This window comes from Marinobacter sp. BW6, from assembly GCF_008107725.1.
Lineage (GTDB): Bacteria > Pseudomonadota > Gammaproteobacteria > Pseudomonadales > Oleiphilaceae > Marinobacter.
In genome coordinates this window covers 128,271-150,974 of record NZ_VIRN01000068.1, presented here as the reverse complement: position 1 = coordinate 150,974, position 22,704 = coordinate 128,271, and the positions used below count along the sequence as shown (strand labels likewise).

The following is a 22,704-nucleotide window of genomic DNA, read 5'->3' as shown; positions in this document are numbered from 1 at the left end:
TGAGCGGCCTATTTTTCCAGAAACCGACGCAAACAAAAAGGGGCGCCGGGGTAATACAGCCCCCGGCGCCCCTCCGTCTGACGTCACCTTCAAGCCTTCAAGAGACTGGAAGGTATTGTCAGGCTTCAGTCTTCAGACACACTGTTCAGGTAGGCCTTGTCTGAAATGTTGGTCCACTGACGCACCTGCTTGAGGTAATCACGCTGGGACTCGATGATTTCCCTGGCGAGCGGATCCTTTTCTGCGGCCTCGGCCAGCAACCGGTTGGTGGTGCTGCGCAGGGCATCGATCACTTCCGGCGGAAACACCTTGTGGGTGACATCCGGATAGTCTTCCTTCATGCGGTCCCAGGCCACACCACTCTGGTGAGTGCTCTGGATGTACATGTCATAGGCTGCGGTGCGCATGGCGACCCGCAGAATCTCCTGAAGATCCTTTGGCAACTCTTCCCAGGTCTTCTTGTTGATCAGGAACTGAACTTCCGCTCCTGGCTCCTGCCAACCCGAATAGTAATACTTGGCGATCTGGTGGAAACCCATCTGGAAGTCCAGGGCAGGTCCGACCCATTCAACGGCATCCACGGTGCCACGCTCAAGAGCGGTATACAGCTCGCCCGGCGGCAGGTTGGTCACCGCAACACCAAGCTCGGACATGACCTCGCCGGCAAACCCGGGCGTACGCATCTTCAGGCCCTGAAGATCCTCAAGGGAGTTAATTTCCTTGCGGAACCAGCCACCCATCTGGTTACCGGTATTTCCACCCGGGAAGGACAGCATGCCGTAAGGCTCATACACCTTCTGCATCAGTTCCATGCCTTCGCCGTGGTAGAACCAGGCGTACATTTCAGGTGCGATCAGGCCAAACGGGATGGTCGTGAAGTACATCGCATTGGGGATGGTGCCCTTGTAGTAATAGGACGCGGTGTGACCCATGTCGTACTGGCCGTTGCGCACCAGATCAAAGATGCCGAAGGGCGCCTTATGCTTGTTGGACGGATCAATGCGAATCTGCAAACGGCCATCGGACATGGTCTCTGCCATATCCGCCATATGCTGAACGGTCTCTCCAAGAACGGGAGAGTTAGGGCCCCAAGTTTGCGCGAGGCGCAGTGTGAAGTTCTCCTCGGCAACCGAGGAGGCGCTGAATGTAGCGGCTGCAGCGGCAACGGCCGCAAGCAGTGTTTTCCGGATTGTCATTGTGTTGGCTTCCATTATTGTTGGTATGAAAACAGGTATTTCTGTCGCGCAACCATCATAACTTCCTCATGGTGTTCCGCCAATCGGCAGAACACCATGGTCCGGTATCAGACCTTGAACTGACCGACCAGATCCCGAAGGCTTTCACCCAGCCGCGCCAGTTCATGGCTGGCTTCGTTGGTCTGGGTTACGCCGGTATCACTGCGCTGGGCAGCATCGACAATCCGAACCACGTTCTGATTGATCTCTTCCGCGACCTGGCTCTGCTGCTCGGCGGCGGTCGCGATCTGGGTAACCTGATCGTGAATCTGACCCACCGAAGTCTCGATGGTTTTCAAGGCATCAGTGGCGTGATTAATTCTTTCCACAGTTTCGCCTGAACGTTTGCGGGACTTGTTCATCCGCTCAACCGACGCCTTCGATTCCGTCACGAAGCCATCGATCATTTCCCGGATCTGGTCGGCGGATTCGGCGCTGCGCTTGGCCAACTGGCGCACCTCATCGGCAACCACGGAGAAGCCACGGCCATGCTCACCGGCCCGGGCGGCCTCGATGGCGGCATTCAGGGCCAGCAGATTGGTCTGCTCCGTCACCGCATGAATGACATCCAGTACCTGCTGGATATCGTCGGATTTCTCGGCGAGGGCATCAATACTCTTCGCGGTATCCTGGATTTCCTCGGAAAGCTGATTCACCGCGCCCTGGGCGCTACTGATGGTTTCGCCACCCTCTCGGGCCATGCGGTCAGCGTCCGAAGCCGCACTTTCAACCTCATTGGCGTTGCCGGAAATCTGCTGGATGGTCGCGGCCATTTCATTAATTGCAGAGGCAATCTGATCGGTCTCGGAACCCTGCTCCTGGACCGAGGCTCTGGTTTCATTGGCAACCCGGCTCAGCTCCTCGGCTGCGGAAGCCACCTGATCCGTAGTCGCGCCAACTTCACGCATAGTGTCCTGGATCTTGATCACGAAGGCGTTGAAGCGCCGGCCGAGCTCGGCCAGCTCGTCATTGCCTTCGTCCGGCAGGCGCTGGCGCAGATCGCCTTCGCCGTCGGCAATTTCCTGCATCATGTTGCTGACGCTCTTCAACGGTCGGGTGACGCTACGACCAACGAAGATACCGATCACCAGGGCAATCACGACAACAACGACCGTCACCAACAGGATGAAGCCCAGGGTTTCAGCCATACCGGCTTCAATCTTCTCACGGGCAGCCGCCACTTGCCGGTCGATATCAGTGATGTAGACACCGGCACCGATCATCCAGTCCCAGTCGGGAATGATGGTGGAATAGGACATCTTGGGCTCTTCGTTGCCGGAAGCCGGGTTCATCCAGTCGTAACCGTAAAAGCCACCTTCTTCAGCAGCAGCAAAAAGATCGCCCACCAGGCGCTTCAGAGTCGGGTTATTGGTAGGCCCCTCTTTGGAGGGATCCGGGGCATAGGCCACGTTGTACACGTCCCGGGTGTAAGCGAATACGTAATTGGATTTGTCGAACCGGATTGAACGCAGACGTGCAGCCGCCGCCTCCTTGGCTTCTTCCTCACTCATCGACGGGTCATTCTTGGCCTCCAGAACCACGGCTTTAGCCGCATCAATCAGGTTTTGGAGGCCCGCCTTCCGCGCTTCCAGAAGACTGCTCTCCAGGCGCTTGAGCTCGGCTTCACCATTGGCCTGAATCTGACTGGCAGTAATCCAGGCGAGAGTCGCCGCCGTAAGAAGAACCGGCACCATTACGGCCACGAGTAGGCGCGTTCTTATTTTCAATCGACTCAGTACATTCATCCTACCGAACTCCCCCGGAATGTTTGTTGGTGAGAATTATCCACAGACCACGCGAGGTGATCTGTTCCAGTTTGTTAATAAAGATGCCAGCAGACGCTTCGTCCGCCTGCCGCTCCATATCCAGACTGATCTTCCGCCAACGTTTTCAGACAAGTAGAGTAACGGCAGTAACGTAAATGTCTTGAGCAGGCTTTAGACTAAAGAACCACTACGAAGGTAGGCCAATGAAGCATCTGTTTCTGGTACGCCATGCCAAATCCAGCTGGGCTGATGAATCACTCTGTGATCGAGAGCGCCCGCTCAACGCCCGGGGCGAAAGCCAACTGGCGCCCTTGGGCCATGCCCTGACATGGGCCGGTGCCTTCGAGGGCGAGATATACAGCAGCGACGCGACACGTGCCCTGACCACACTTGAGGGCATCCTTCCCGACACTTTTGCTCCCGAACGCCGCCACACCCGAAGTGAGCTATATACCTTTGACTATCGACGCCTGCTTGCCTGGCTGGAACAACAGGGTGACGGTTCCCGGATCATGGTTATAGGACACAATCCCGCCTTGCTGGAACTGGCCCAACGCCTACTGAAACAACCACCGGTACAGTTACCCACCGCCAGTTTCATTCACATCCGGTTTGATGTGAAACACTGGCGCCAGCTAGGTCACAGCAAAGGAAAACTCGTGGCTCTGCTGACGCCGCAGGATTACAGTTACGCCCATTTTGAACGGAAGCTGAAAAAGAAAGCCCGAACCGGGGGTGACGATCCGGCAAAGGATATTCCCAAGGCCCTTAGCCATCAACTGGATCGCCTAAGGCAGCTTGAGCGGGGCGTGATCCTTGGCCTCGATGACGAATTCCTTCACCAGTATCGGATTGCCATTCGCCGCAGTCGGGCCATTGCTGAATCGGTCCAGGAAGTCACCGGTGACAAGGCACTGGCAAAGGCGGTTCAAACCCTGAAACGGCATGCCCGGGCGACAGGACCGTTACGTGATTTGCACGTGTTTCTCCAGGACCTACCCGGACTGTGTGGCGACAACTCGGAAATCCGGGCAGCCCTGCAGATCTGGTTCGAGCGGGAAGCCGCCAACCGCCACAAAAAACTGGTAAAGCGCCTGCAGAGCAAGCGTTATCACGACAGCATGGAGCACTGGCTCAATCTCATCGAATCCCGGAAATTCCACAAGTTGGCCGGAACGCTGAGGGCAAAAGACATCCGAAAGGCAGTGGGACGTCGTATCAAGGAGTTCAACAAACTGACCGCCGAGCTGATGCACACCTCCCCGGATGAGGATATTCATCGGCTTCGCAAGCAACTCAAACGAATCCGCTACCTGATGGAGCTGGACTCGAAAACCTGGAAGCCTGTGCTGAAAACGCTGAAAGCACGCCAGAAGCTGTATGGCCGCTTCCAGGATCTTCATGTTCAGATCGAGCTGCTTGACCAGTTCCGCAGGGCAGCTCCGGAGGTTCTACCCGCCGCCCTCGACGGCATCCTGGGAACCCTGGAAGAGCGCAAAGCGGACGCCCGGAAACAGATTTTGACCCTTGGAGGACTCAATGGAGCCCCGTTATGACACCCTGTTTTACGACGGACAATGCCCACTGTGCACCAAGGAGATCCGCACCTTGCGCAAACTCCAGCGTGGCAATCTGATCTTTGCAGACATTCACGAACAGCGTGACGGCAGCACCACCCTGCCAAGCCATGAAGCCCTGCTCCGACGCCTGCACCTGATGACCTGGACTGGCGAGTGGGTCATCGGCTTGCCCGCGAACGTTCGCGCCTGGTCCCACACTCCCTATGGCTTTCTATTCAAACCCCTGCTGTGGCCCGGGATCTTCCAGATCGCCTCGCGTATCTACGGGAAATGGGCAGACAACCGGTATGAGCGGAAGTACGCCTGTGCCATTGGCAATAACAAGGCGGCCTAGCCGGTAAAACCAATGTGTTCCAGATTGGGTGGGCGGTAGTCGGCATCAAGACGCCAGCGCTCTGCCACAGAGGCGTGAATCGTTGTTTTGATGTTTTTCGGTTTCAGAGTTCGGACCAGCGGTTTCGAGAACCGGAAAATATGTCGGCGTGAGTTGTGCAGCTTGGCCCGCGCACTCAAACTGATCCCCGCTGGCAGGTGCTCTTCCAGATCAAGCCCGGCGTCCCTGGCCTGGCCCACCATCCAGTCAAGTGCGATATCCGACGCGAGCAGCCCCTGATCGTCCGCCGGATAACCACCGCCAATATCACTATGGGAACCGGCAAACCACACCTGTTCCAGATCAAGCCCTGCCCTCGGCTCCCACAAGGTAGGCTCGAAATCTTCCCGACGTTCGTCTATGGCCAGGGCATGGCGGGCAATACGAACATTACTGCCAAGCTTGGTATCGTAGAACTCATCCTTGCGATCAAACAGCCCCATCAGCGAAAAAGGCACACCCAGTGAGCCTACTGTATCCCAGGCTCCCACAAACCGGATCTGCCGGGACTCCTGACTGTGCTCCCTACGGAACTCCAGCGATTTTGAGCCTGAGGGCGCCCAGGCGGCACCGGTTTTCTTGTAGTGGTCAAATGCCTGCTGGATCAGCCGGGCATCGGGCCGTTTGAGAATCCCGCAGTTGTTGATCAACCCACACAGTGAGCGCACGGTGTAGGCGCCACGGCTAAAACCAAACAGGTAGATGTCGGTATTAGGTGTGAAGTTCTGAACAATATAGCGGTAGGCATCCATGATGTTCTTGTGGATTCCTTGTCCGGTCACGCCGCCGACCACCGCATTATGGTAGGAGCCAATACCCCAGTCATAAAACACATGCTGGGGCCGGCCATCAGCCGCGATGGGACGAATGGCCCTGGCGACCCTCAGAACATTAGTGGGAACATCTTTCTGCAAGTCTTCTTCGGGACGATTCCATGTACCGTCAGCACACACAACGAGGCGCTTCACCATGGCAGACTCCTTTGCCAAAAATGTGATCAGATTTTAACCACATTATAGCTCAGGGTCGGTCATCCGGCGGGGCACCTTCCTCACATTTCCGGCAATCAAGCTCAAACCCAAGCATCGATTCCCGCCCCTCTTCCGTCACTACCCATGGGCGATTGACCCATGGAGGCGTGTGGCGCACATGCTGATTGTGCCCACACGCTAACTGGGCAACCCAGTGGTTCTCTTCGTCCTTGTGGTAGCCGGTGATGGGTTGTTTCATGCCACCCAGTCTAGAACCGGAACTCGGGGCCTGCAGAGAAAACGTGCACATCAGATTTAAGGTTTTGGATGCCTGAACTGTCGTCACCGATATCCTGCAGGTAGTCCCACTCCAGACGAAGCCCGAAAGAGTCGGTGATATCAATCGTAGCGCCTGCTCCAGTGCGCAAAGAAACGCCGCTTTCTTCTTCACTGGCACTTCCAAGGCCATTGATCGAAACACTGAGATCCTGACGCCAGAACTGTGCACCCAACTTGGCGAACAACCGAACCGGGCCCAGCTCAGGTGTGAATACGAGGAGAGATCCGTCGAACATATGGTAGCCGACGTTGATCGAACCGGTATTGTCCTCAATCGTTGTATCGTCTACGAAGCGATAACCACCTTCGAACGCAAGATACTTGTCGAAGAACCCCCCGGCGTAAATACGACCTGTGAGGGCTGAGTCATCGCACTCAATAATCACGTCATCGCAAAAATCGCTCACCTCAACCTGTCCCGCTGAGATCCCTGCATAACCTCCCTGTGCAGCGGCCGTGCCGGCATAGGCAAAGATGGAGCTGCCTAGAAACACCAAAAATAACGCTTTTCCTGCCTTCAACATCCTGTTTTTCCTTGTATTGGTGACTAATTTTTACTTGCGTGCGGGATACTACACGGGAGGAAGAACATCGGGAGGTGGTAACGAGGGAGTTTTTACAGAGTTTTGCATTCCAAGCAGGCAAATAATTACCTCCCTAACAAAGCCCAAGGTTTCGGGAATCTCCCACAACAGATTCACATATCGCGGGTGACGGGTGACGAGCGGCAGCCCCATCCCTTATCCTGAGATCGTGCCTTATTCCATCAGTTTCAGGAGCTCACCCATGAAAACTGCCCATGACCTCGTAGAAGCCGCCAAGAAAGAAATTCAGGAAGTGCCCCTTGATCAGTCGGACGATGCGATCAAGAACGCGGATTTGCTGCTGGATGTGCGTGATGCGGATGAATACCGGGCCGGTCATATACCGGGGGCCGTAAACATTTCCCGTGGTCTGCTGGAGTTCAAGTTTACCAATGATCCGGCGTTTGAGAGCCGCGATATGAACATCGTGTGTTACTGCAAGACATCCGGGAGAGCCGCATTGAGTGCCAAAGCCCTGAAGGAAATGGGCTACATGCATGTTCAGTCCATCGCCGGTGGATTTGATGCCTGGCAGGAAGCGAACAAACCGGTGGCCAAGCCGGAACTGCCATCGTTCGAGTAATGGCAATCTACAGGCAGCAGGCCTTGTACTTTCTGCCGCTGCCACAGGGGCAAGGGTCGTTACGACCGGGCTTCCACTGGCCCTCGCTGGTATCGCCCCGAAGGTAATACCAACAACCCTCCTCCCGAACGAAATCGGAGTTTTCTTCGAGAAATCCCCAACCCTTACCCAGGCGGTAGACCGCCCGAAAATGGACGGTACCGCTATCGCCTGACGCACGAGAGTTGAGGATCTGCAGAGAGGTCCAGTTTGGCGAGTCTGCCAGAGTGAGCGTCTCCGGCCGCGTGCTCTGATGCCAGGTGGCTCGCAGGTAGTCCGGAAGATTTAGAACGAACGCCGCGTAACGGGACCGCATCAGCGTCTCAGGAGATGGCGCCGGTTCACCCTGATGGAACGGCTGGCAGCACTCAGGGTAGGATTTATTGCTGCCACAAGGACAGCTTCGATTTTCAGGCTGTTGAGTCATCGCGGGACAATCTTTTCGACTATGCTCGTTGACCGGCAGTGTATCAATATCAAACCGGTGTTGCTCCGGCCTTCTCTACCGACTTTTGGTGATTCCCTTTGACGGATGTATCGCTGTTACAGATTCTTCTGGCCAACCTTGCCATTCTTGCCGGAGCCTGTCTGCAAGGCGTGGCCGGCTATGGCATTGGCACACTGGCCGCGCCGTTGCTGTTTCTGATCAGCCCGGTGTTAGTGCCCGGCCCCCTGATTCTGAATGCCACCCTCCTCACTGTCTTTATGCTAATCCGCAATCGCGGCGCATTGCAGGTCAGGGAAGTGCGCTTTGCCATCGGTGGCGGCGTTGCCGGAGCAGTCCTGGCAGCACTGACGTTGCTGGTAATCTCGACCAAAGGCTTCGAACTGACCTTCGGCATTCTTATCCTTGCCGGCGTAGCGCTCAGTGTTGGCGGTCTCAAACCGGCACTCAATGCACGGAACAGCGTGCTGGCCGGAGCCGCTTCCACCTATATGGGCACGATTACCGCCGTGGGTGGACCGCCAATTGCGCTGATTTACCAGAATGAAAAGGGGCCGTTGGTCAGGGCCAACATGTCTGCCTTCTTCCTGGCTGCCAGCGTGCTGAGCCTGTCAGGCCTGCTCGCCTCTGGCTACCTGGGAACCCGAGAGCTTTTTCTGTTCGCAGTTACTTTCCCGGGAGTATTCCTGGGCTTCTGGCTGTCAGGCAAGCTGGTCCACCGTATGCCCTTCGAAGGGCTTCGCCCGGTGATTCTCGGTATCGCGGCCATCGCCGGAACAGCGGCCCTGATTCGCGGGCTGCTCTCACTCTAGGAATCGGCCCAGAGTCGCACGCGGAACCGGTTTTTCTTCCACAGCAAAGCCAGCCAGAGCGCGTGAGCATTGATCAGGAACGCCAGAAGCCACTCGAATGCATCGTCCTTGCGGCTGTAAAACTCCGGCGCCACACCATTCAGCACCACTGAAAGAATCCCGATGGCAAGAATCAGCTGGCAAAGATTCAGCAGTCTCATGCCCGTGTGCTTCCACAATGGATGGCTGCGCAATCCGGAACTGACCAGCAGCTCACAGATGAAGGTGAGTGAAAAATACAGAACCACGCCAATACGGCGAATCAGATTGAAACCGTCACCGGCATGGCCCAGAGCCAGGGCATAGGCCGCCAGCGAGACACTGGCCACCAGGCCCAGCCAGGGGACCCAGGCAACACCGCTGGAATGAACCCCGAGCTGGCGCAGCCACCGACCGTTAAGCCACCAGAACAGAATGCCCAGCAGAGCCGCCGGCAGCATGGTACCTTTGAAAATAAAGTAGGAGGTGCCGTGACGACCAGTCCGGCTGATGCTGGTGCAGCTGTCCCAGTAGGGGTTGCATAGCTCGACATGCCCTTCCAGCACCGAAACTGTAAACGTGACATGGATGGTTAACAGCGGGATAAGAGCCGCAGCCAGTGCAAGCCACCAGAGATGAAAGGAACGATGGTCAGTCATTGGAAGAGCCCCTCTGAGCGACGCCGAGCCCGGGAACACAACACCGTCGAAACCGGCCGCCAACCTATTGAATGAACATTATTTGACCAGATTTTGCAATCCGGTCCATCCTGTCAGAGGTTTTTTGCCTCAAAATAGCGTTCCAGGGATTCAGGATCAGTGTATGAGTGCACCGCATCAGGAAATTGTTGAAAGCCAGGTCGACGTGTCAGAACTAGCCATCGGCATGCACGTCATCCGCCTGGACCGCCCCTGGGAAGATACGGATTTCCTGATTCAGGGGTTTGTTATTCGAGATCAGGCAGAGATCGATGCGCTAAGGGAACAGTGCGAGTTCGTCTTCATTGAAGGGCGTATCGATGGGGCACCGATCCCAGAGTACGGGAAGAACGGCAACGGTCGGAAATCTTCAGGCCTGATGGGGCTTTTCCGCAAAAAACAGGTCACCGAACCCGTACAGAATACCCATCGACCTGTACCGGCCCGCAAGCGCGTCAGGTACATCAACAAGATCGACGCCGCCCAGGAGATGGGAACGGCGATCATACGCTTCGAGGAAGCGCAGAAGACCGCCAAGTCCATCATGTCTGGACTGAGGGTGGGCCGCACGCTGGACCTGAACAATGCCCGCACAGTGGTGAACCACTGCGTAGAAAGTGTCCTGCGCAATGAAAACGCGCTGTTGTTGCTCACAAAGATCAAGCACCAGGATGAGTACACCGCAGAGCACTGTATCAACGTATCCATTCTGGCGGCGGCCTTTGGCAAGCATCTGGGCTTGCTCGAAGGAGAAATCCGCAATCTGGCCCTGTGTGGCTTGCTCCATGATGTCGGCAAGACCCGGATTCCCGATGAGATTCTCAACAAGCCGGGCGCGCTGACACCAAAAGAATTCGACGTGATGCGTCACCACACCACCCACGGTCGCTCGATCCTCATGGGAACAAGCAATTCCCTGAACACCGCCGTGGATGTAGCGTTCAGCCACCATGAACGGATGGATGGCTCAGGCTATCCCCGGGGCCTTCAAGCCCAACAGATCCCCTACTTCGCCAAGATCATCGGGCTGGTGGATACCTACGACGCCATCACCAGTAACCGGATCTACGACAAAGGACGAGCGTCTATGCAGGCGCTGGAGATCATCCACAAGCACCGCGGCACGCAGTTCGATGAGGAACTGGCGGGCGCTTTTATCCAGATGATCGGGGTATACCCGCCGGGCTCCATCGTTGAAATGGTCAATGGACAGGTCGGCATTGTTGTGGAAAGCCGGCCGGAGCACAAACTGAAACCCTGCGTTCTACTGGTCAGAGAGGCCGATAAAAGCCTGATGACTCCTTATCGGACGATCGACCTGAAGGTCAGCCCTGAAGACGGCGCGGGTAATATCTATCGCATTGCCCGAGAGGTCCCGGACGGAACCTACGACATCGTACTTCAGGAGTTTGTGGATCAGGGGCTGATCGTAACCGCATCAAACACTTCCTCCAACAGCCCTGAATCCTGACCGGATTCACTCACCCGGGCCGTTTTGTCACAGCCATGGTCAACCGGGAAATGCAGGTGGTCTTACCTTCTTCGTTCTCCAGCCGAATTTCCCAGACCTGAGTCGCACCACCAATGTGGATGGGTTTTGCGGTGCCATACACCCAACCCTTGGTAATCGGCCGGATATGATTGGCGTTGATATCAAGCCCAACGGCCACCGTTTCGGGGTCTTTCAGGCAGCAGTTGGCTGCCATGCTACCCAGGGTTTCCGCCAGCAGAACGGATGCGCCTCCATGCAGAATGCCAAAAGGCTGTACCGTGCGCTCATCGACTGGCATGCGGCCTCTGACATAGTCGTCACCAATCTCAAGGTACTCGATGCCCATATAGCTGACCGCCGTGTTTTCGCTGGCTTTGGCAAGGTGTTCAAGGTTCGGGGTGCTGGTCCAGATTGCCATAGGGAACTGCTCTCGATGTTGTTTGAAATGAAAAAAGAAGCAAGCCACCAGTTTATACAGATAGGAAACGAACTACCAAGCCCTTCTCTTTCGTTCACCGCTGGCTTTTTCAATCAACTTTTCAAACTCCAGCGCTGGCAGCGGCCGGCTGAAATAGTAGCCTTGGAAACGGGTGCACCCCATGCTTACGAGACGTTCCAGCTGACCCTTCGTTTCCACACCTTCCGCCACTGCTGATAATTTGAGGGCGGAGGCAAGGGCCAGGATAGTTTCGGCGATGGCAGCGTCATTGGGATCATCCAGGATATCCCGCACAAACCCCTGATCAATTTTCAGTTCATCCAGAGACAACCTCTTCAGGTAACCCAGGGATGAATAGCCGGTGCCAAAATCGTCTAGCGAGATCCGGATACCCATGCTTCTCAGGGTCCGCAAGGTTTCTTCAACCAGCTCAAGGTCGTAGGCAAGCGCGCTTTCGGTAATTTCCACCTTCAGGTTTCTCGGGGATGCCCCGGTTTTTCTCAGCAGTGCCATCACCGTGGAGCAGAACGACGGCAGGTGGAACTGTCTTGCACTGACGTTTACCGAGACCTGAAGCTCTGACAAGGCATCGCCTCGATTTTTCCAGCTGGCGATCCGGGAGAGAACTTTCTCCAGCACCCAATAGCCAATCGACTCAATGAGTCCGGTCTCCTCCGCCAACGGAATGAATTCGGCAGGTGACACCATGCCACGGCCCGGGCATTGCCACCGAAGCAAAGCCTCGGCTCCCACCGGGTTACCCTTCTCGTCAACCAGAACCTGGTAGTGGACCGCCAACTGATCCTTGCGTATCGCCGACCGAAGGTCGGACTCCATGGCCAGCCGCTCAGACACCTTTTTCTGCATCATGGAGTCATAAAAACGGATGCAGTTACGACCATCTTCCTTCGCTCGAAACATGGCCATGTCAGCCTGGCTCAATAGTTCTTCAAGCGTGGTGGTGTGGTCATAGAAAAGGGTGACGCCAATGCTGGGTGTACCCGCGTATTCAATGCCATTGAGATCATAAGGTTCATTCAGGGCATCGCGGACTTTTTCGCAGACCTTTTCCACTCTGGCAGCCGCATTGGCAGTGTCGGTCGGAAATCCCTTCAGAATGAGAACAAACTCGTCGCCCCCCAGCCTGGCGACGGTATCCCATGCGCGGACCGTCTGTCGAAGCCTTTCCCCTACTTGAATCAGCAACTCATCGCCGGTCAGGTGACCCGCTGAGTCATTGATGTTCTTGAAGTGATCCAGATCGATAAACACCAGGGCACCATGATCGTGGTCCCGGGTACTGCCAGTAAGCGCTTGCGCCAGCCTGTCTCTGAGCAAACGGCGGTTCGGCAAGCCGGTCAGGGGGTCATAGAACGCCAGCTTCTCGATCTCAGATTCCGATTGTTTGCGATCCGTCACATCGAAAAAATAGCCGTGCCATGTCATGCTCTCATCGGCCAATCGAGCGGGCACCGATCTGGCTTCAATCCACGCTCTGGCTCCATCGCATTTGCGGGCCCGAAAGTCGGTTTCAAACGGCGTCATGCGTCGCCGAGACTCATCGACTTTCTTGAAAAAGGATGCCTTGTCTGTATCCTCAATAAGATCAAGTAAAGGCCTGGCGTCTTTACTGAGCACATCAGCCGCCAGTCCGAACATATCTTCGACTCTGTTGCTGATGAAAGGAAACGTTGTCTGCCCGTCGGGATACATCCTGAACTGGAAAATAACGCCAGGGAACTGGTCTGAATAGCGGTAAAGGCTGTTCTCAAACCGCACGTTACGACTGGCCAGGATCTGGCGGTGCACCGAAGCTCCCAGAACCTCGCCAACCTGCAGCAGGAATTCTTCTGTCTCTCGATCCAACACGCAAGATTGGTCAAGGAAATCAAAACCCAGGATTCCGCTGACTTGACCTTCCAGCTTCAAACCGACAAGAACCAGACTTCGGATACTCTCCCGGCGAAACTCCAGTTTTTCTTCTTCCGCATCAGAAGGAAGCTCCTCGACTTCGGGTATAACCAGAATCGAGAGGATCTGAAGCTGATCCATGAGCCATGGGAAACGGGCCATAGGGACGTTCTGGATTGCCTCTTGCTGGGGCGGGGCTCCTTTTCTGCAGGCTTCATGCGTTATGGAAATGGTCTGAGAGGCTTCTTCGAACATGATCAGGTAGGCCCGATCTGCCCCGAGCCTGTCTCCAAGCTCAGCAATAAGGCCGTGGATACTGCCATCCAGCTCGTCAATCTTCGATCTGGCCAGGCTAAGGGACAACCTGTAAACAAACTCACGTTGATCCAGGGTAACTGCCTTCACCATTGCTACGGACTCCTTCCCAGCAATATTTCCTGTTTATTTTTTTCACCTGCTCGGAGTGTCTTGAACAGTGTACGACGAGCGCGTCATTAAAGTTCACGCCCACACGACAAAGACCTCCGCTTAACCTGCTCCCGTGTAAAGGGCTTTGTACCGCCGGATTAACTCATCTACCCGGCCCGAATTCACAAACTCATAGAGGCGGTCGGCAAGTCGCTCCCGAAGTTCGTAGGAGTTACACGGCGCGGCCTTGGAAAAGGTAAAAAAAAGACCCTCACGACTCACCGGGGTCGGGAGGGGGACGAATTGATCGGCAATGCCCAAAGACTCAAGTTTCACCTCCCCCTGCAAAACTTCGTAGAGAACATAATCCACCCGGTCAACCAGCGCCATCTGGAAGGATTGTTCAATCGACCTTACGCCCTCGATTCTGAGGTTCTGTTCCGCATACCTGTCGAAATTCTGGCCAAAGCTGTTGTTGATCAATGTACTGCCACGCTTGCCCACCAGGTCCGGCCAGTGTCGGTAGGCAAACTCCCGCTCCTTGAGTACCCAGACAGCGGTCGGCAGGTGCGTAATCGGGGGCAGTAGATAATCCATATAGCCAATGCGATCCGAAGTGATGAACGCACCCGCCACCATGTCGAGATCACCCTGGCGCGCCATGCGCTGGACCCGAGCCCAGGAGCCGATGTCTATCACCTCCACATTCACGCCCAATGGCTCCGTAATTTCCTTGAGCAGAGCAGGCACCGCGCCAATCAGATACCCCGGGCGTTTTTCATCACGGAAGAGCAGAGGGGGATATTCCGGATTACCACTGACGGTGAGTGTATTGCACGGAGGATCCTGCAAGGCGTAGGCAGGCATCAGAAACGGAACGGCCACCAAAAAGACAAGTAACTTACCGGCGACAGACGAACATAATTTATTCAACTCTGACAAGACCTTCTTTGTGCCAGCCCAAGCGGCCGGTTTCAACAACCTGGCGACGTATTCCCGGCACTGGCCGGATCATGAAAAGATCGCCGTTTCGGCCCACCATGGCTCGGGGTACACCAGTTGCTTTGGCTATGTCAGCGTGCGTTTCCATGTGTTCAGCCTCACCATGCACCGGAATGGCAATGGAAGGCCTGACCCATTTGTACATCAACTCCAATTCTTCCTGCGCGGGATGACCTGAAGCATGAATCGGCAAATCGGCATCCTCGGCGGTGATTACCCTGACCCCCATTTCTTTCAGCCTTTTCACCAATGCGTCGATGGTTTCCTCGTTGCCGGGAATGGCACGGGCGCTGAAGATCACGGTGTCGCCGGCTTCCAGCTCGAAGTCCGGGTGAGTCCCTGCCGCCAGCCTGCGCAGTGCCGTCCTGGGTTCTCCCTGGCTGCCGGTGGCCACCGCCAGGACTTCATCCCGCGGCAGGTAGCCCAGGTGCGAGGAATTGATCAGTTGATCTGCCGAATCCCAGAGCCCGGCAGCCTTGGCTGCGCCGCTCATGTTGATCAGAGAGCGACCCATAAGCCCTATATAACGGCCGGTTTCCCTGGAAATTGAGGCCAGTGTGTGCAACCGGGCAATATTGCTGCCAAAGCAGGTCACTACCACGCGCCCCTCAGCGGAATGGATGGCTTGCAGCAATCCGGCACGCAGTGCACCCTCAGACACTGAATGACCCGACACGGTGGCATTGGTGGAATCGCAAACCATGGCTTGCACGCCTTCGTCTGCCAGGTCGGTAAAGGTTTTCGCCGAATAACCATGGCCCACCAGCGGCTGCTCATCCAGTTTCCAATCACCGCTGTGGAAGACATTACCTGCCGCGGTGCGGATCATCAGAGCATTCGGATCCGGAATGGAGTGAGTCAGCGCCAGCCATTGCACACTGAACGGTCCTATCTGTTTGCTCTGGCCGGTCTCCACTTCGATGATTGGAACCCGATGCAACAGGTCGAACTCTGCCAGCTTGCGACGCAGAATTTCTGCGGTGAACCGGCTGGTATATATCGGGCATTGAAGAAGTGGCCAGAGATAAGGCACAGCCCCGACGTGATCTTCATGAGCATGGGTAATAACCAGGCCCGCCAGCCGGTCGCGGCGGTCTGCAATGAAGGCCGGATCTGCCATTTGAACCGGCGGTTCCCCCCGATGATGCACGGTGCCATCAGCAGCAATGCGGCCAGGCTTCGGAAACGTGACCCCGCAATCCACCATCAGCCAGGCGCCGTCATGACCGTAGAGATTGAGGTTCATGCCAATTTCGCCGGTGCCACCCAGCGGTAAAAACCAGAGATCGGACGGCTCGGGAATCATTCGGCGGCTCGCCCCATGTATTCCAATACCAGGTCCTCGTGTATTCCTTCCATTTCAATCACTTTCAGTGCCGCCCGGATATCGTCCGCGTACTTCAGCACAGGCGAGTTTTTCGCAACGGCGATGTAGGAGCGCTCTCCGGGCACAAAGAATGGTGAAACCTCAACATCCAGCCCCAGTTTCTCAACCGTGTACAAACCGACGAGTTCTGGCGCAATGACAACGTCTACGCGGCCCTTCTGCATCATTAGCATCAGGTTTTCATAACGGGGCGCAGACTCTTTGAGCAGTTTCTCATCATTATCAAAACGGGAAAAATACGAGGCCCCTTCCAGCACGCCGATGGCCCTGCCATAAAGATCGTCGTAGCGCTCAATGCTGTGTTCTTTATTCAAATAAAAGAACAATCGCCGCTCCGGTGGAAATGCAGGCGCCACAAACTCCATCAGCTCGGCCCGCTCCTCGGTCTCAAGAGGGCCAAGCATCACATCCACTTCACCCTGCTGAATCATCCTGAGGACCCGCCGGAAAGGCGCCTCACGGTAATGAACTTTCCAGCCCAGCCGATCAACAATTTCCTCGAAGATATCCACGTAGAGGCCGGTTCGCTCGCTACCCTGAATGATTCGGTACGGTGGCGCATGGTTGGCACCCACGATGACGGTCAGCGCTTCCACGGTTTCTGTGCCCTGCTGAGCCGATACCGGAAACACCAACGCCATCAGAAGGGCGGCGGTAAACACTCGCATTCCTGTCGTCCTTGCCTGTGAGCTTTTCAGGTTGTTATACAGTCTGGTCATCTGTCTCCAGTATAGACGGTTCAAGATCCGGAATGGTCGGATATACGTAATGACGGTTGAATTCAGCCACCCCAGGCACAAGGTCAGTTACCAGACCAGTCAAGAAGTCGTTAATCAAACCCGTTAAAAAGTCATTAACGAAACCAGGTAAAAAGTGCCATTCATTCGTCAACGAAAAAGGACGGACACCATGAAGATTCTGATGGTTCTCACCTCCCATGACCAGATGGGCGACACCGGCCATAAGACCGGCTTCTGGCTCGAAGAGTTCACCGCGCCCTACTATGTTTTCCGGGATGCCGGTGCAGATATCACAATTGCCTCTCCGAAAGGCGGCCAGCCGCCCGTGGACCCCAACAGCGAGGCGGAAGAGGCACTTACTGAAACCACCCGTCGCTTCCAGCAGGATGCCCACGCCAAGGAATCCCTTGCCAGCACCAAAAAGCTGGGCGATGTGGACATGAATGAGTACGACGCGATTTTCTATCCGGGTGGTCACGGTCCGCTTTGGGATCTGGTCAACGACGACAAGTCCATTGCCCTGATCAAGACGGCATACGAGCAGGACAAGGTGATTGGTGCAGTCTGCCATGCACCCGCCGTGTTCAAGAACGTGGAAGTGAAACCGGGCCAGAACATCGTTGGCGGCCGCGAAGTCACAGGCTTCACCAACAGCGAGGAAGAAGCGGTAGGTCTCACCGGTGTGGTGCCTTTCCTGCTGGAAGATATGCTTAAGGGAAACACCGCCACCTACACCCGCGGCGACGACTGGGCACCGCACATCGTGGTGGACGGCAAACTGATTACCGGGCAGAACCCGGCATCTTCCGAGGGTGCTGCGAAGGCCGTCGTGCAGGCACTGCAAGAAGCCTGATCCGTTAGCAACAGAGTGATATAGACCCGTGGGCAGATGGAATTTTCATCTGCCCTCACTTTTACGCAGGCTCGCCCGCATGACTGATCAATTCCCCGGGTGCACCTTTTTCCAGCAATTCACGAATATGATCCGGTATCGTCACCTTCCCCAACACTGAAGGCTGAATGAGCACGTAGGTAACGTCGGCATCGGCGATAAACGCCCCATCCCCGTACCGGAAGAACTCCAGATGCAGTGTGAACGAGGTGTTGCCAATACGGCCGGCGTGGATACGGGCCTCCAACACATCATCGAACTTTGCCGGTGCTTTCCAGTTCACGGTGAGACTGACCACCTGGATATCCAGGTCCTGATCGAGCAGATGCTGGTAATCGCCAAACAGCGTGCGGATGTATTCGTTCATTGAAATATCAACGAAATCCGCATAACGGGCATTGAAGACCACCCCCTGAGCATCGCATTCACCGTAGCGAACGCGAAAACGGAAACGAAACGGCGACGCATCAGCCATGAAATTCTCCGATTAAACTTCCTTTACCGATCCCAACAGCTTCTCATATCTGTGCTAACGTTTTGAGGAATATCTCAAAAAAGCTGGCCAACGCTATGAGCAACCCCAAACACACCCTTTTCTGGATGACGCTGTTTCTCGGCGTGGTCGTTATTGTCGGTGCCCTGATCCACAAGCCCCTGATCTCGGCCTTTATGGCGAACTGGGTTTTCAATCTGCTGATTCTCGGGGTTCTGATCATCGGCATTGCCCTCACTTACCGGCAAGTTTTCGTGCTGTTTCCGGAATTGAAGTGGATCGCCCAGTTCAGAACCGGTCATGCCGGACTTTCCGTGGTTCAGGAACCCAAATTGTTGAAGCCGCTGGCAAGACAGCTCGGCGAGGACGCCACAAAGGACCGGTTCACGCTATCCACCCTGTCCCTGAGAACCGTGCTCGATGGCATTCACTCCCGGATGGATGAACAGCGGGAAATCACCCGGTATTTCATCAGCCTGCTGGTCTTCCTCGGCCTGCTGGGTACTTTCTGGGGCCTGTTGGGCACCATCAACTCGGTCGGCCAGGTCATCACTGGCCTGGACATGAGTCAGGAAGACTTCGGCAAAGTGTTCGCGGAGCTTCAGGAAGGTCTGCTTACGCCCCTGGAAGGCATGGGCACGGCGTTCAGTTCCTCGCTACTTGGCCTTGGTGGCTCGCTGATTCTCGGTTTCCTGGACATTCAGGCCGGCCACGCCCAGAACCGTTTCTACGACGGCCTTGAGGAGTGGCTGACCGGTGTGACCAACCTCGTAGACCGAATTGACGACGAGAAAGACCTGTCATGATCGGTTCCAGGCGCCGAAGCCGAAGCACCACCAACGTCTGGCCAGGGTATGTGGATGCCCTTTCGGCACTGTTGATGCTGGTGATATTCATGCTGCTGGTGTATGTCGTCAGCCAGCTCTATCTCTCCCAGACCCTGTCCGATCGGGATACCCAGCTTGCCCGCCTGAATGCCCAGTTGAACGAAATCTCGGAGCTGCTGGGCCTGGAAGAGAATAGAAGCGAGGCTCTGGAAAATCAGTTGACCAGCGTTCAGGACCGGAACAACAGCCTGGTCGGTCAGCTTGAGTCCACCCGTGAACAGCTGATGCAGCAAACGGCCATGGCCGATGCTCAGTCAGAGCGGCTGGCCAGCATGGAGGAGTCAATTGATGATAAAGACGAGATATCGGCCAGCCAGCAGGCGATGATCCTCAGGCTGTCCAACCAGATTGCGTCACTGCGGGAGCAGCTCCGCCAGATTGCCTCGGCGCTGGAACTCCAGGAGGAGATGACCGCCGACAAGGAACAGGAACTGGAACAGGTCAGCCGACGGTTGAACACCCTGCTGGCCGAAAGGGTCAACCAGCTTCAGCAGTACCAGTCTGAATTCTTCGCCCGACTGCGGGATATTCTTGCAGGTAACGAGAACGTCCGGATTGTCGGCGACCGCTTCTTGCTGCCATCTGAACTGCTGTTTGCGTCAGCCTCAGCGGAACTGGGCAAGGAGGGTCAAGAGGAACTGGACAAGCTCGCCGAGCTGCTGCTGGATGTATCCGCAAAGATTCCCGAAGACGTCGACTGGATCCTGAGGATTGATGGCCACACTGACGTCCTGCCCATCAATACCGAGAGATTCCCGTCCAACTGGGAGCTGTCCACCGCCCGGGCAGTTGCAGTCGTTCGCTATCTCGCCGCCCAGGGTGTACCGGAACGGCGCATGGCAGCTGCCGGGTTTGGCGAGTTTTTCCCAGTGGCAGAGGGCACCTCACCGGAGGCGCTGCAGAGAAACCGGCGAATTGAATTAAAACTTACCGATCGCTGATGGGAGGGGTGGCAGGTGGCCTGCCACCCCTATCCGTATATCGGTCAGAAATGAATCACTGTCCGAATACTCTTACCCTCATGCATCAAATCAAACGCCTTGTTGATGTCTTCCAACGGCATTTCATGGGTAATGAAGACATCCAGCGGAATCTCGCCCTTTTCGGCTTTTTCCACATAGCCCGGCAGCTCGGTACGACCTTTAACACCGCCAAAGGCTGAACCACGCCAGACCCGGCCGGTCACCAACTGGAACGGACGGGTGCTGATTTCCTCGCCGGCGCCGGCAACACCAATGATCGTGGATTCACCCCAGCCTTTGTGACAGGACTCCAATGCCGCACGCATCAGCTTCACATTACCCACGCATTCGAAGGTGTAGTCGGCGCCACCATCGGTCATGTCGACAATCACTTCCTGAATCGGCTTGTCATAGTCGTTGGGATTCACCACATCGGTGGCACCCAGCTGTTTGGCGATGTCGAATTTGCCCGGATTGATGTCGACGCCGATAATCCGGCCCGCTTTGGCCATCTTGGCTCCGATAATCGCCGCCAGGCCGATGCCACCCAGACCGAAGATGGCCACAGTGGCGCCTTCCTCAACCTTGGCAGTGTTCAGTACCGCGCCGATACCGGTGGTGACGCCGCATCCAAGCAGGCAAACCTTGTCCAGGGGTGCTTCCTTGGGGATCTTGGCCAGGGAGATTTCCGGCAGCACCGTGTATTCGGAGAACGTGGAGCAGCCCATGTAGTGATAAAGCGGCTGGCCGTTGTAGGAGAAACGCGAGGTACCATCGGGCATCACACCCTTACCCTGGGTAGCACGCACCGCACCACAGAGGTTGGTTTTGCCAGAGGTGCAAAACTTGCACTCACCGCACTCAGCGGTATACAACGGAATGACATGGTCGCCCACTTCCAGGTTTTTCACGCCGGGACCAACCGCTTCCACAATGCCACCGCCTTCGTGGCCCAGAATGGTCGGGAACAGACCCTCAGGATCGGCGCCTGAGAGTGTATAGGCATCGGTATGGCAAACGCCGGTGGCGACGATGCGAACCAGAACTTCACCCTCCTGGGGTGGTGCAACGTCGACTTCAACGATTTCGAGCGGTTTGTTGGCTTCAAAGGCCACCGCGGCACGGGATTTGATCACTTTCGGCTCCTTGATTGCTATGGCGCTGGTATTTGATTACGACCTCTCAGCCGTGACTGTTTGACTCATTCTAGCCGACTTGGCGATGGCCATGTTGCTTATCAGAGGCTCCCAAATCTTTTCTGGATCTGGAGCGTATCTAAAAAGCAGAATCAATAGGTTGAGGAGCTCTTACGTTGCATACGCTTTACTGGTTTACCCGGGACCTTCGCCTGCACGACAACGCCGCGTTATTGGCCGCGTCGAAGTCCGACATGCTGCTGTGCGTCTACGTGGTGGATCCGCGCTGGTTTGCACCCGGCCCCCTGCAGAGCAAGGCCATGGGTGATCATCGCTGGCGTTTTCTCTGGCAGAGCCTGATGACGCTGGAGCGAAGCCTTCGGTCACTGGGACAGCGTCTGCACATTGCCTATGGCGAGCCGGAAACGGTGATCCCGGAACTTGCGCACGCCCATCACATTGAGCGCATCGTTCGCTCCCGTCTTCCGGGCACTCAGGAAGCCAGCCAATGGCGAACCATCAAGGACAAACTGCCCAAGACTCTGTTCCAGCAATTCGAGACACTGAGCCTGTTTACCGAAGGCTCCTTGCCCATGGTCCTCGACGATTTGCCGGATACTTTTTCCCAGTTCCGAAAGCAGGTGGAGAAAACCGGAGAACGCTGTTCCGAACGTTTGAGGATTCGTACGCTGACGGCCCTGCCCCCACCGCCGGGCTTCCCGGAAGACAACCGGGGCGACTGTCCACCAATACCAGAGCCTGTGCACCCCTTGCAGTTCATGGGCGGAGAATCGGCAGGACTCGAGCGGTTACAGGAATTCCTCTACGACAATCACAGCATCGACCGCTATAAAGAGACCCGTAACGCCCTGGACAGCTGGGATGCCTCCTCCAAGTTCTCGCCCTGGCTGGCCAACGGTTGTCTGTCCGTTCGGGAAGTGGCGGAAACCATCACCGAATATGAAGACAGCGAGACTAAAAACGAATCTACCTATTGGCTCTGGTTTGAACTGCTCTGGCGCGAGTATTTCTACTGGTACGCTCTCAGACATGGCGCCAACCTTTTCCGCCGGGATGGCGTTCAGCGCAAGCGTCGACACGCCACGTTTTACGGCCACCGCTTCATGGCATGGCGCCAAGGCAACACTGAATATCCGATCGTGAATGCGGCCATGAATCAGCTGAGGGAAACCGGTTACGTGAGCAACCGGGCCCGGCAACTGGTGGCAAGCTGCTTCATCAATGAACTGGGCCTGGACTGGCGGTATGGAGCGGCATGGTTTGAGGAGCAGTTGATCGACTATGATGTAGGAAGCAACTACGGCAACTGGCAATACCTGGCTGGCGTAGGGGCAGACCCCAGAGGCCTGCGGCAATTCAACCTCGAGAAGCAGACGCAACAGTACGATCCCACCGGCACCTTTATCGACCGCTGGGGCGGAGACGCGGAACAGCCCGTAGGTTTACACACAGTGGATGCGGCAGACTGGCCCCTGTAGTAAAAGGCAAATA

23 protein-coding genes are annotated in these 22,704 nt (G+C 56.0%); 9 read left to right on the top strand and 14 right to left on the bottom strand.

All coding sequences use genetic code 11. The features are described from left to right. Positions 1–125 precede the first annotated feature (125 nt). Together FMN52_RS17525 and FMN52_RS17520 are read right to left on the bottom strand one after the other, a co-directional pair. Positions 126–1,196 (bottom strand): TRAP transporter substrate-binding protein, encoded by a 1,071-nt coding sequence (locus FMN52_RS17525; protein WP_205424965.1) that lies wholly within the window; start codon positions 1,194–1,196, stop codon positions 126–128. 107 nt (positions 1,197–1,303) lie between these two features. After that, positions 1,304–2,980, bottom strand: coding sequence for a methyl-accepting chemotaxis protein (locus FMN52_RS17520; protein ID WP_148609909.1), 1,677 nt, complete (start codon positions 2,978–2,980; stop codon positions 1,304–1,306). Positions 2,981–3,204: 224 nt separating this feature from the next. Here FMN52_RS17520 and FMN52_RS17515 point away from each other — a divergent pair, with 224 nt between their 5' ends. Both FMN52_RS17515 and FMN52_RS17510 read left to right on the top strand, forming a co-directional pair. Further along, a complete protein-coding gene (locus FMN52_RS17515) occupies positions 3,205–4,557 on the top strand; it encodes a CHAD domain-containing protein (RefSeq protein ID WP_148609908.1) in 1,353 nt (450 codons plus the stop codon). Then, entirely contained in the window at positions 4,541–4,915 is a 375-nt protein-coding gene (locus FMN52_RS17510) for a DUF393 domain-containing protein (protein WP_148609907.1), read from the top strand. Before FMN52_RS17515 ends, FMN52_RS17510 begins: the two co-directional genes overlap by 17 nt. Here the strand turns inward: FMN52_RS17510 and FMN52_RS17505 are convergent. The 3 genes from FMN52_RS17505 to FMN52_RS17495 are packed head-to-tail and all read right to left on the bottom strand — an operon-like array spanning position 4,912 to position 6,788. Then, positions 4,912–5,925, bottom strand: a complete 1,014-nt coding sequence (locus tag FMN52_RS17505; RefSeq protein ID WP_148609906.1) for a DUF2235 domain-containing protein — start codon at positions 5,923–5,925, stop codon at positions 4,912–4,914. The genes FMN52_RS17510 and FMN52_RS17505 overlap by 4 nt on opposite strands. Before the next feature lie 49 nt (positions 5,926–5,974). Continuing rightward, on the bottom strand, positions 5,975–6,184 hold the full coding sequence (locus FMN52_RS17500) for a DUF3565 domain-containing protein (RefSeq protein ID WP_148609905.1): 210 nt from the start codon (positions 6,182–6,184) through the stop codon (positions 5,975–5,977). A 10-nt stretch (positions 6,185–6,194) separates the two neighbouring features. Next, positions 6,195–6,788: an outer membrane beta-barrel protein gene (locus FMN52_RS17495; protein WP_148609904.1), complete on the bottom strand. Its 594-nt coding sequence runs from the start codon at positions 6,786–6,788 to the stop codon at positions 6,195–6,197. A 262-nt stretch (positions 6,789–7,050) separates the two neighbouring features. Here FMN52_RS17495 and FMN52_RS17490 point away from each other — a divergent pair, with 262 nt between their 5' ends. Further along, positions 7,051–7,431 (top strand): rhodanese-like domain-containing protein, encoded by a 381-nt coding sequence (locus tag FMN52_RS17490; RefSeq protein ID WP_148609903.1) that lies wholly within the window; start codon positions 7,051–7,053, stop codon positions 7,429–7,431. 7 nt (positions 7,432–7,438) lie between these two features. Here the strand turns inward: FMN52_RS17490 and FMN52_RS17485 are convergent, their stop codons facing one another. After that, entirely contained in the window at positions 7,439–7,897 is a 459-nt protein-coding gene (locus tag FMN52_RS17485; protein ID WP_275898196.1) for a YchJ family protein, read from the bottom strand. A gap of 98 nt (positions 7,898–7,995) precedes the next feature. Between FMN52_RS17485 and FMN52_RS17480 the strand changes: the two genes are divergently transcribed. After that, complete coding sequence (locus FMN52_RS17480; protein WP_148609901.1) at positions 7,996–8,727, top strand: sulfite exporter TauE/SafE family protein; 732 nt, start codon at positions 7,996–7,998, stop codon at positions 8,725–8,727. Here FMN52_RS17480 and FMN52_RS17475 read toward each other — a convergent pair. Then, on the bottom strand, positions 8,724–9,404 hold the full coding sequence (locus tag FMN52_RS17475) for a hypothetical protein (protein WP_148609900.1): 681 nt from the start codon (positions 9,402–9,404) through the stop codon (positions 8,724–8,726). The two genes, FMN52_RS17480 and FMN52_RS17475, sit on opposite strands and share 4 nt — an antisense overlap. A gap of 163 nt (positions 9,405–9,567) precedes the next feature. On the opposite strand from FMN52_RS17475, the gene FMN52_RS17470 reads away from it, so the two are divergent. Beyond that, positions 9,568–10,914, top strand: coding sequence for an HD-GYP domain-containing protein (locus FMN52_RS17470; protein WP_148609899.1), 1,347 nt, complete (start codon positions 9,568–9,570; stop codon positions 10,912–10,914). Between the two features lie 10 nt (positions 10,915–10,924). Here FMN52_RS17470 and FMN52_RS17465 read toward each other — a convergent pair whose 3' ends face one another. The 5 genes from FMN52_RS17465 to FMN52_RS17445 form a co-directional block, all read right to left on the bottom strand. Further along, complete coding sequence (locus tag FMN52_RS17465; protein WP_148609898.1) at positions 10,925–11,353, bottom strand: hotdog fold thioesterase; 429 nt, start codon at positions 11,351–11,353, stop codon at positions 10,925–10,927. 72 nt (positions 11,354–11,425) lie between these two features. Next, positions 11,426–13,693 carry an EAL domain-containing protein gene (locus tag FMN52_RS17460; RefSeq protein WP_148609897.1) on the bottom strand — a complete coding sequence of 756 codons (2,268 nt, stop codon included), beginning with the start codon at positions 13,691–13,693 and terminating at the stop codon, positions 11,426–11,428. A 120-nt stretch (positions 13,694–13,813) separates the two neighbouring features. After that, positions 13,814–14,560 (bottom strand): transporter substrate-binding domain-containing protein, encoded by a 747-nt coding sequence (locus tag FMN52_RS17455; protein WP_162851886.1) that lies wholly within the window; start codon positions 14,558–14,560, stop codon positions 13,814–13,816. Positions 14,561–14,618: 58 nt separating this feature from the next. Then, positions 14,619–16,001, bottom strand: a complete 1,383-nt coding sequence (locus tag FMN52_RS17450) for a ribonuclease J (protein ID WP_148609895.1) — start codon at positions 15,999–16,001, stop codon at positions 14,619–14,621. After that, positions 15,998–16,750 carry a transporter substrate-binding domain-containing protein gene (locus tag FMN52_RS17445; RefSeq protein WP_148610089.1) on the bottom strand — a complete coding sequence of 251 codons (753 nt, stop codon included), beginning with the start codon at positions 16,748–16,750 and terminating at the stop codon, positions 15,998–16,000. The genes FMN52_RS17450 and FMN52_RS17445 overlap by 4 nt, the downstream gene beginning before the upstream one ends. 241 nt (positions 16,751–16,991) lie before the next feature. Here FMN52_RS17445 and FMN52_RS17440 point away from each other — a divergent pair, with 241 nt between their 5' ends. Then, the gene (locus FMN52_RS17440; RefSeq protein WP_148609894.1) at positions 16,992–17,675 is read left to right on the top strand and encodes a type 1 glutamine amidotransferase domain-containing protein; all 684 of its coding nucleotides are present in this window, start codon (positions 16,992–16,994) and stop codon (positions 17,673–17,675) included. A 61-nt stretch (positions 17,676–17,736) separates the two neighbouring features. On the opposite strand, the gene FMN52_RS17435 is transcribed toward FMN52_RS17440, so the two are convergent. Then, positions 17,737–18,189, bottom strand: coding sequence for a thioesterase family protein (locus FMN52_RS17435; RefSeq protein WP_148609893.1), 453 nt, complete (start codon positions 18,187–18,189; stop codon positions 17,737–17,739). 95 nt (positions 18,190–18,284) lie between these two features. On the opposite strand from FMN52_RS17435, the gene FMN52_RS17430 reads away from it, so the two are divergent. Both FMN52_RS17430 and FMN52_RS17425 read left to right on the top strand, forming a co-directional pair. Next, the gene (locus FMN52_RS17430; protein ID WP_014579156.1) at positions 18,285–19,013 is read left to right on the top strand and encodes a MotA/TolQ/ExbB proton channel family protein; all 729 of its coding nucleotides are present in this window, start codon (positions 18,285–18,287) and stop codon (positions 19,011–19,013) included. Then, positions 19,010–20,035, top strand: a complete 1,026-nt coding sequence (locus tag FMN52_RS17425; protein ID WP_148609892.1) for a peptidoglycan -binding protein — start codon at positions 19,010–19,012, stop codon at positions 20,033–20,035. The genes FMN52_RS17430 and FMN52_RS17425 overlap by 4 nt, the downstream gene beginning before the upstream one ends. Positions 20,036–20,079: 44 nt before the next feature. Here the strand turns inward: FMN52_RS17425 and FMN52_RS17420 are convergent, their stop codons facing one another. Next, entirely contained in the window at positions 20,080–21,192 is a 1,113-nt protein-coding gene (locus tag FMN52_RS17420) for an S-(hydroxymethyl)glutathione dehydrogenase/class III alcohol dehydrogenase (protein ID WP_148609891.1), read from the bottom strand. A gap of 176 nt (positions 21,193–21,368) precedes the next feature. Between FMN52_RS17420 and FMN52_RS17415 the strand changes: the two genes are divergently transcribed. Beyond that, positions 21,369–22,691 carry a DASH family cryptochrome gene (locus FMN52_RS17415; RefSeq protein WP_148609890.1) on the top strand — a complete coding sequence of 441 codons (1,323 nt, stop codon included), beginning with the start codon at positions 21,369–21,371 and terminating at the stop codon, positions 22,689–22,691. Positions 22,692–22,704 lie beyond the last annotated feature (13 nt).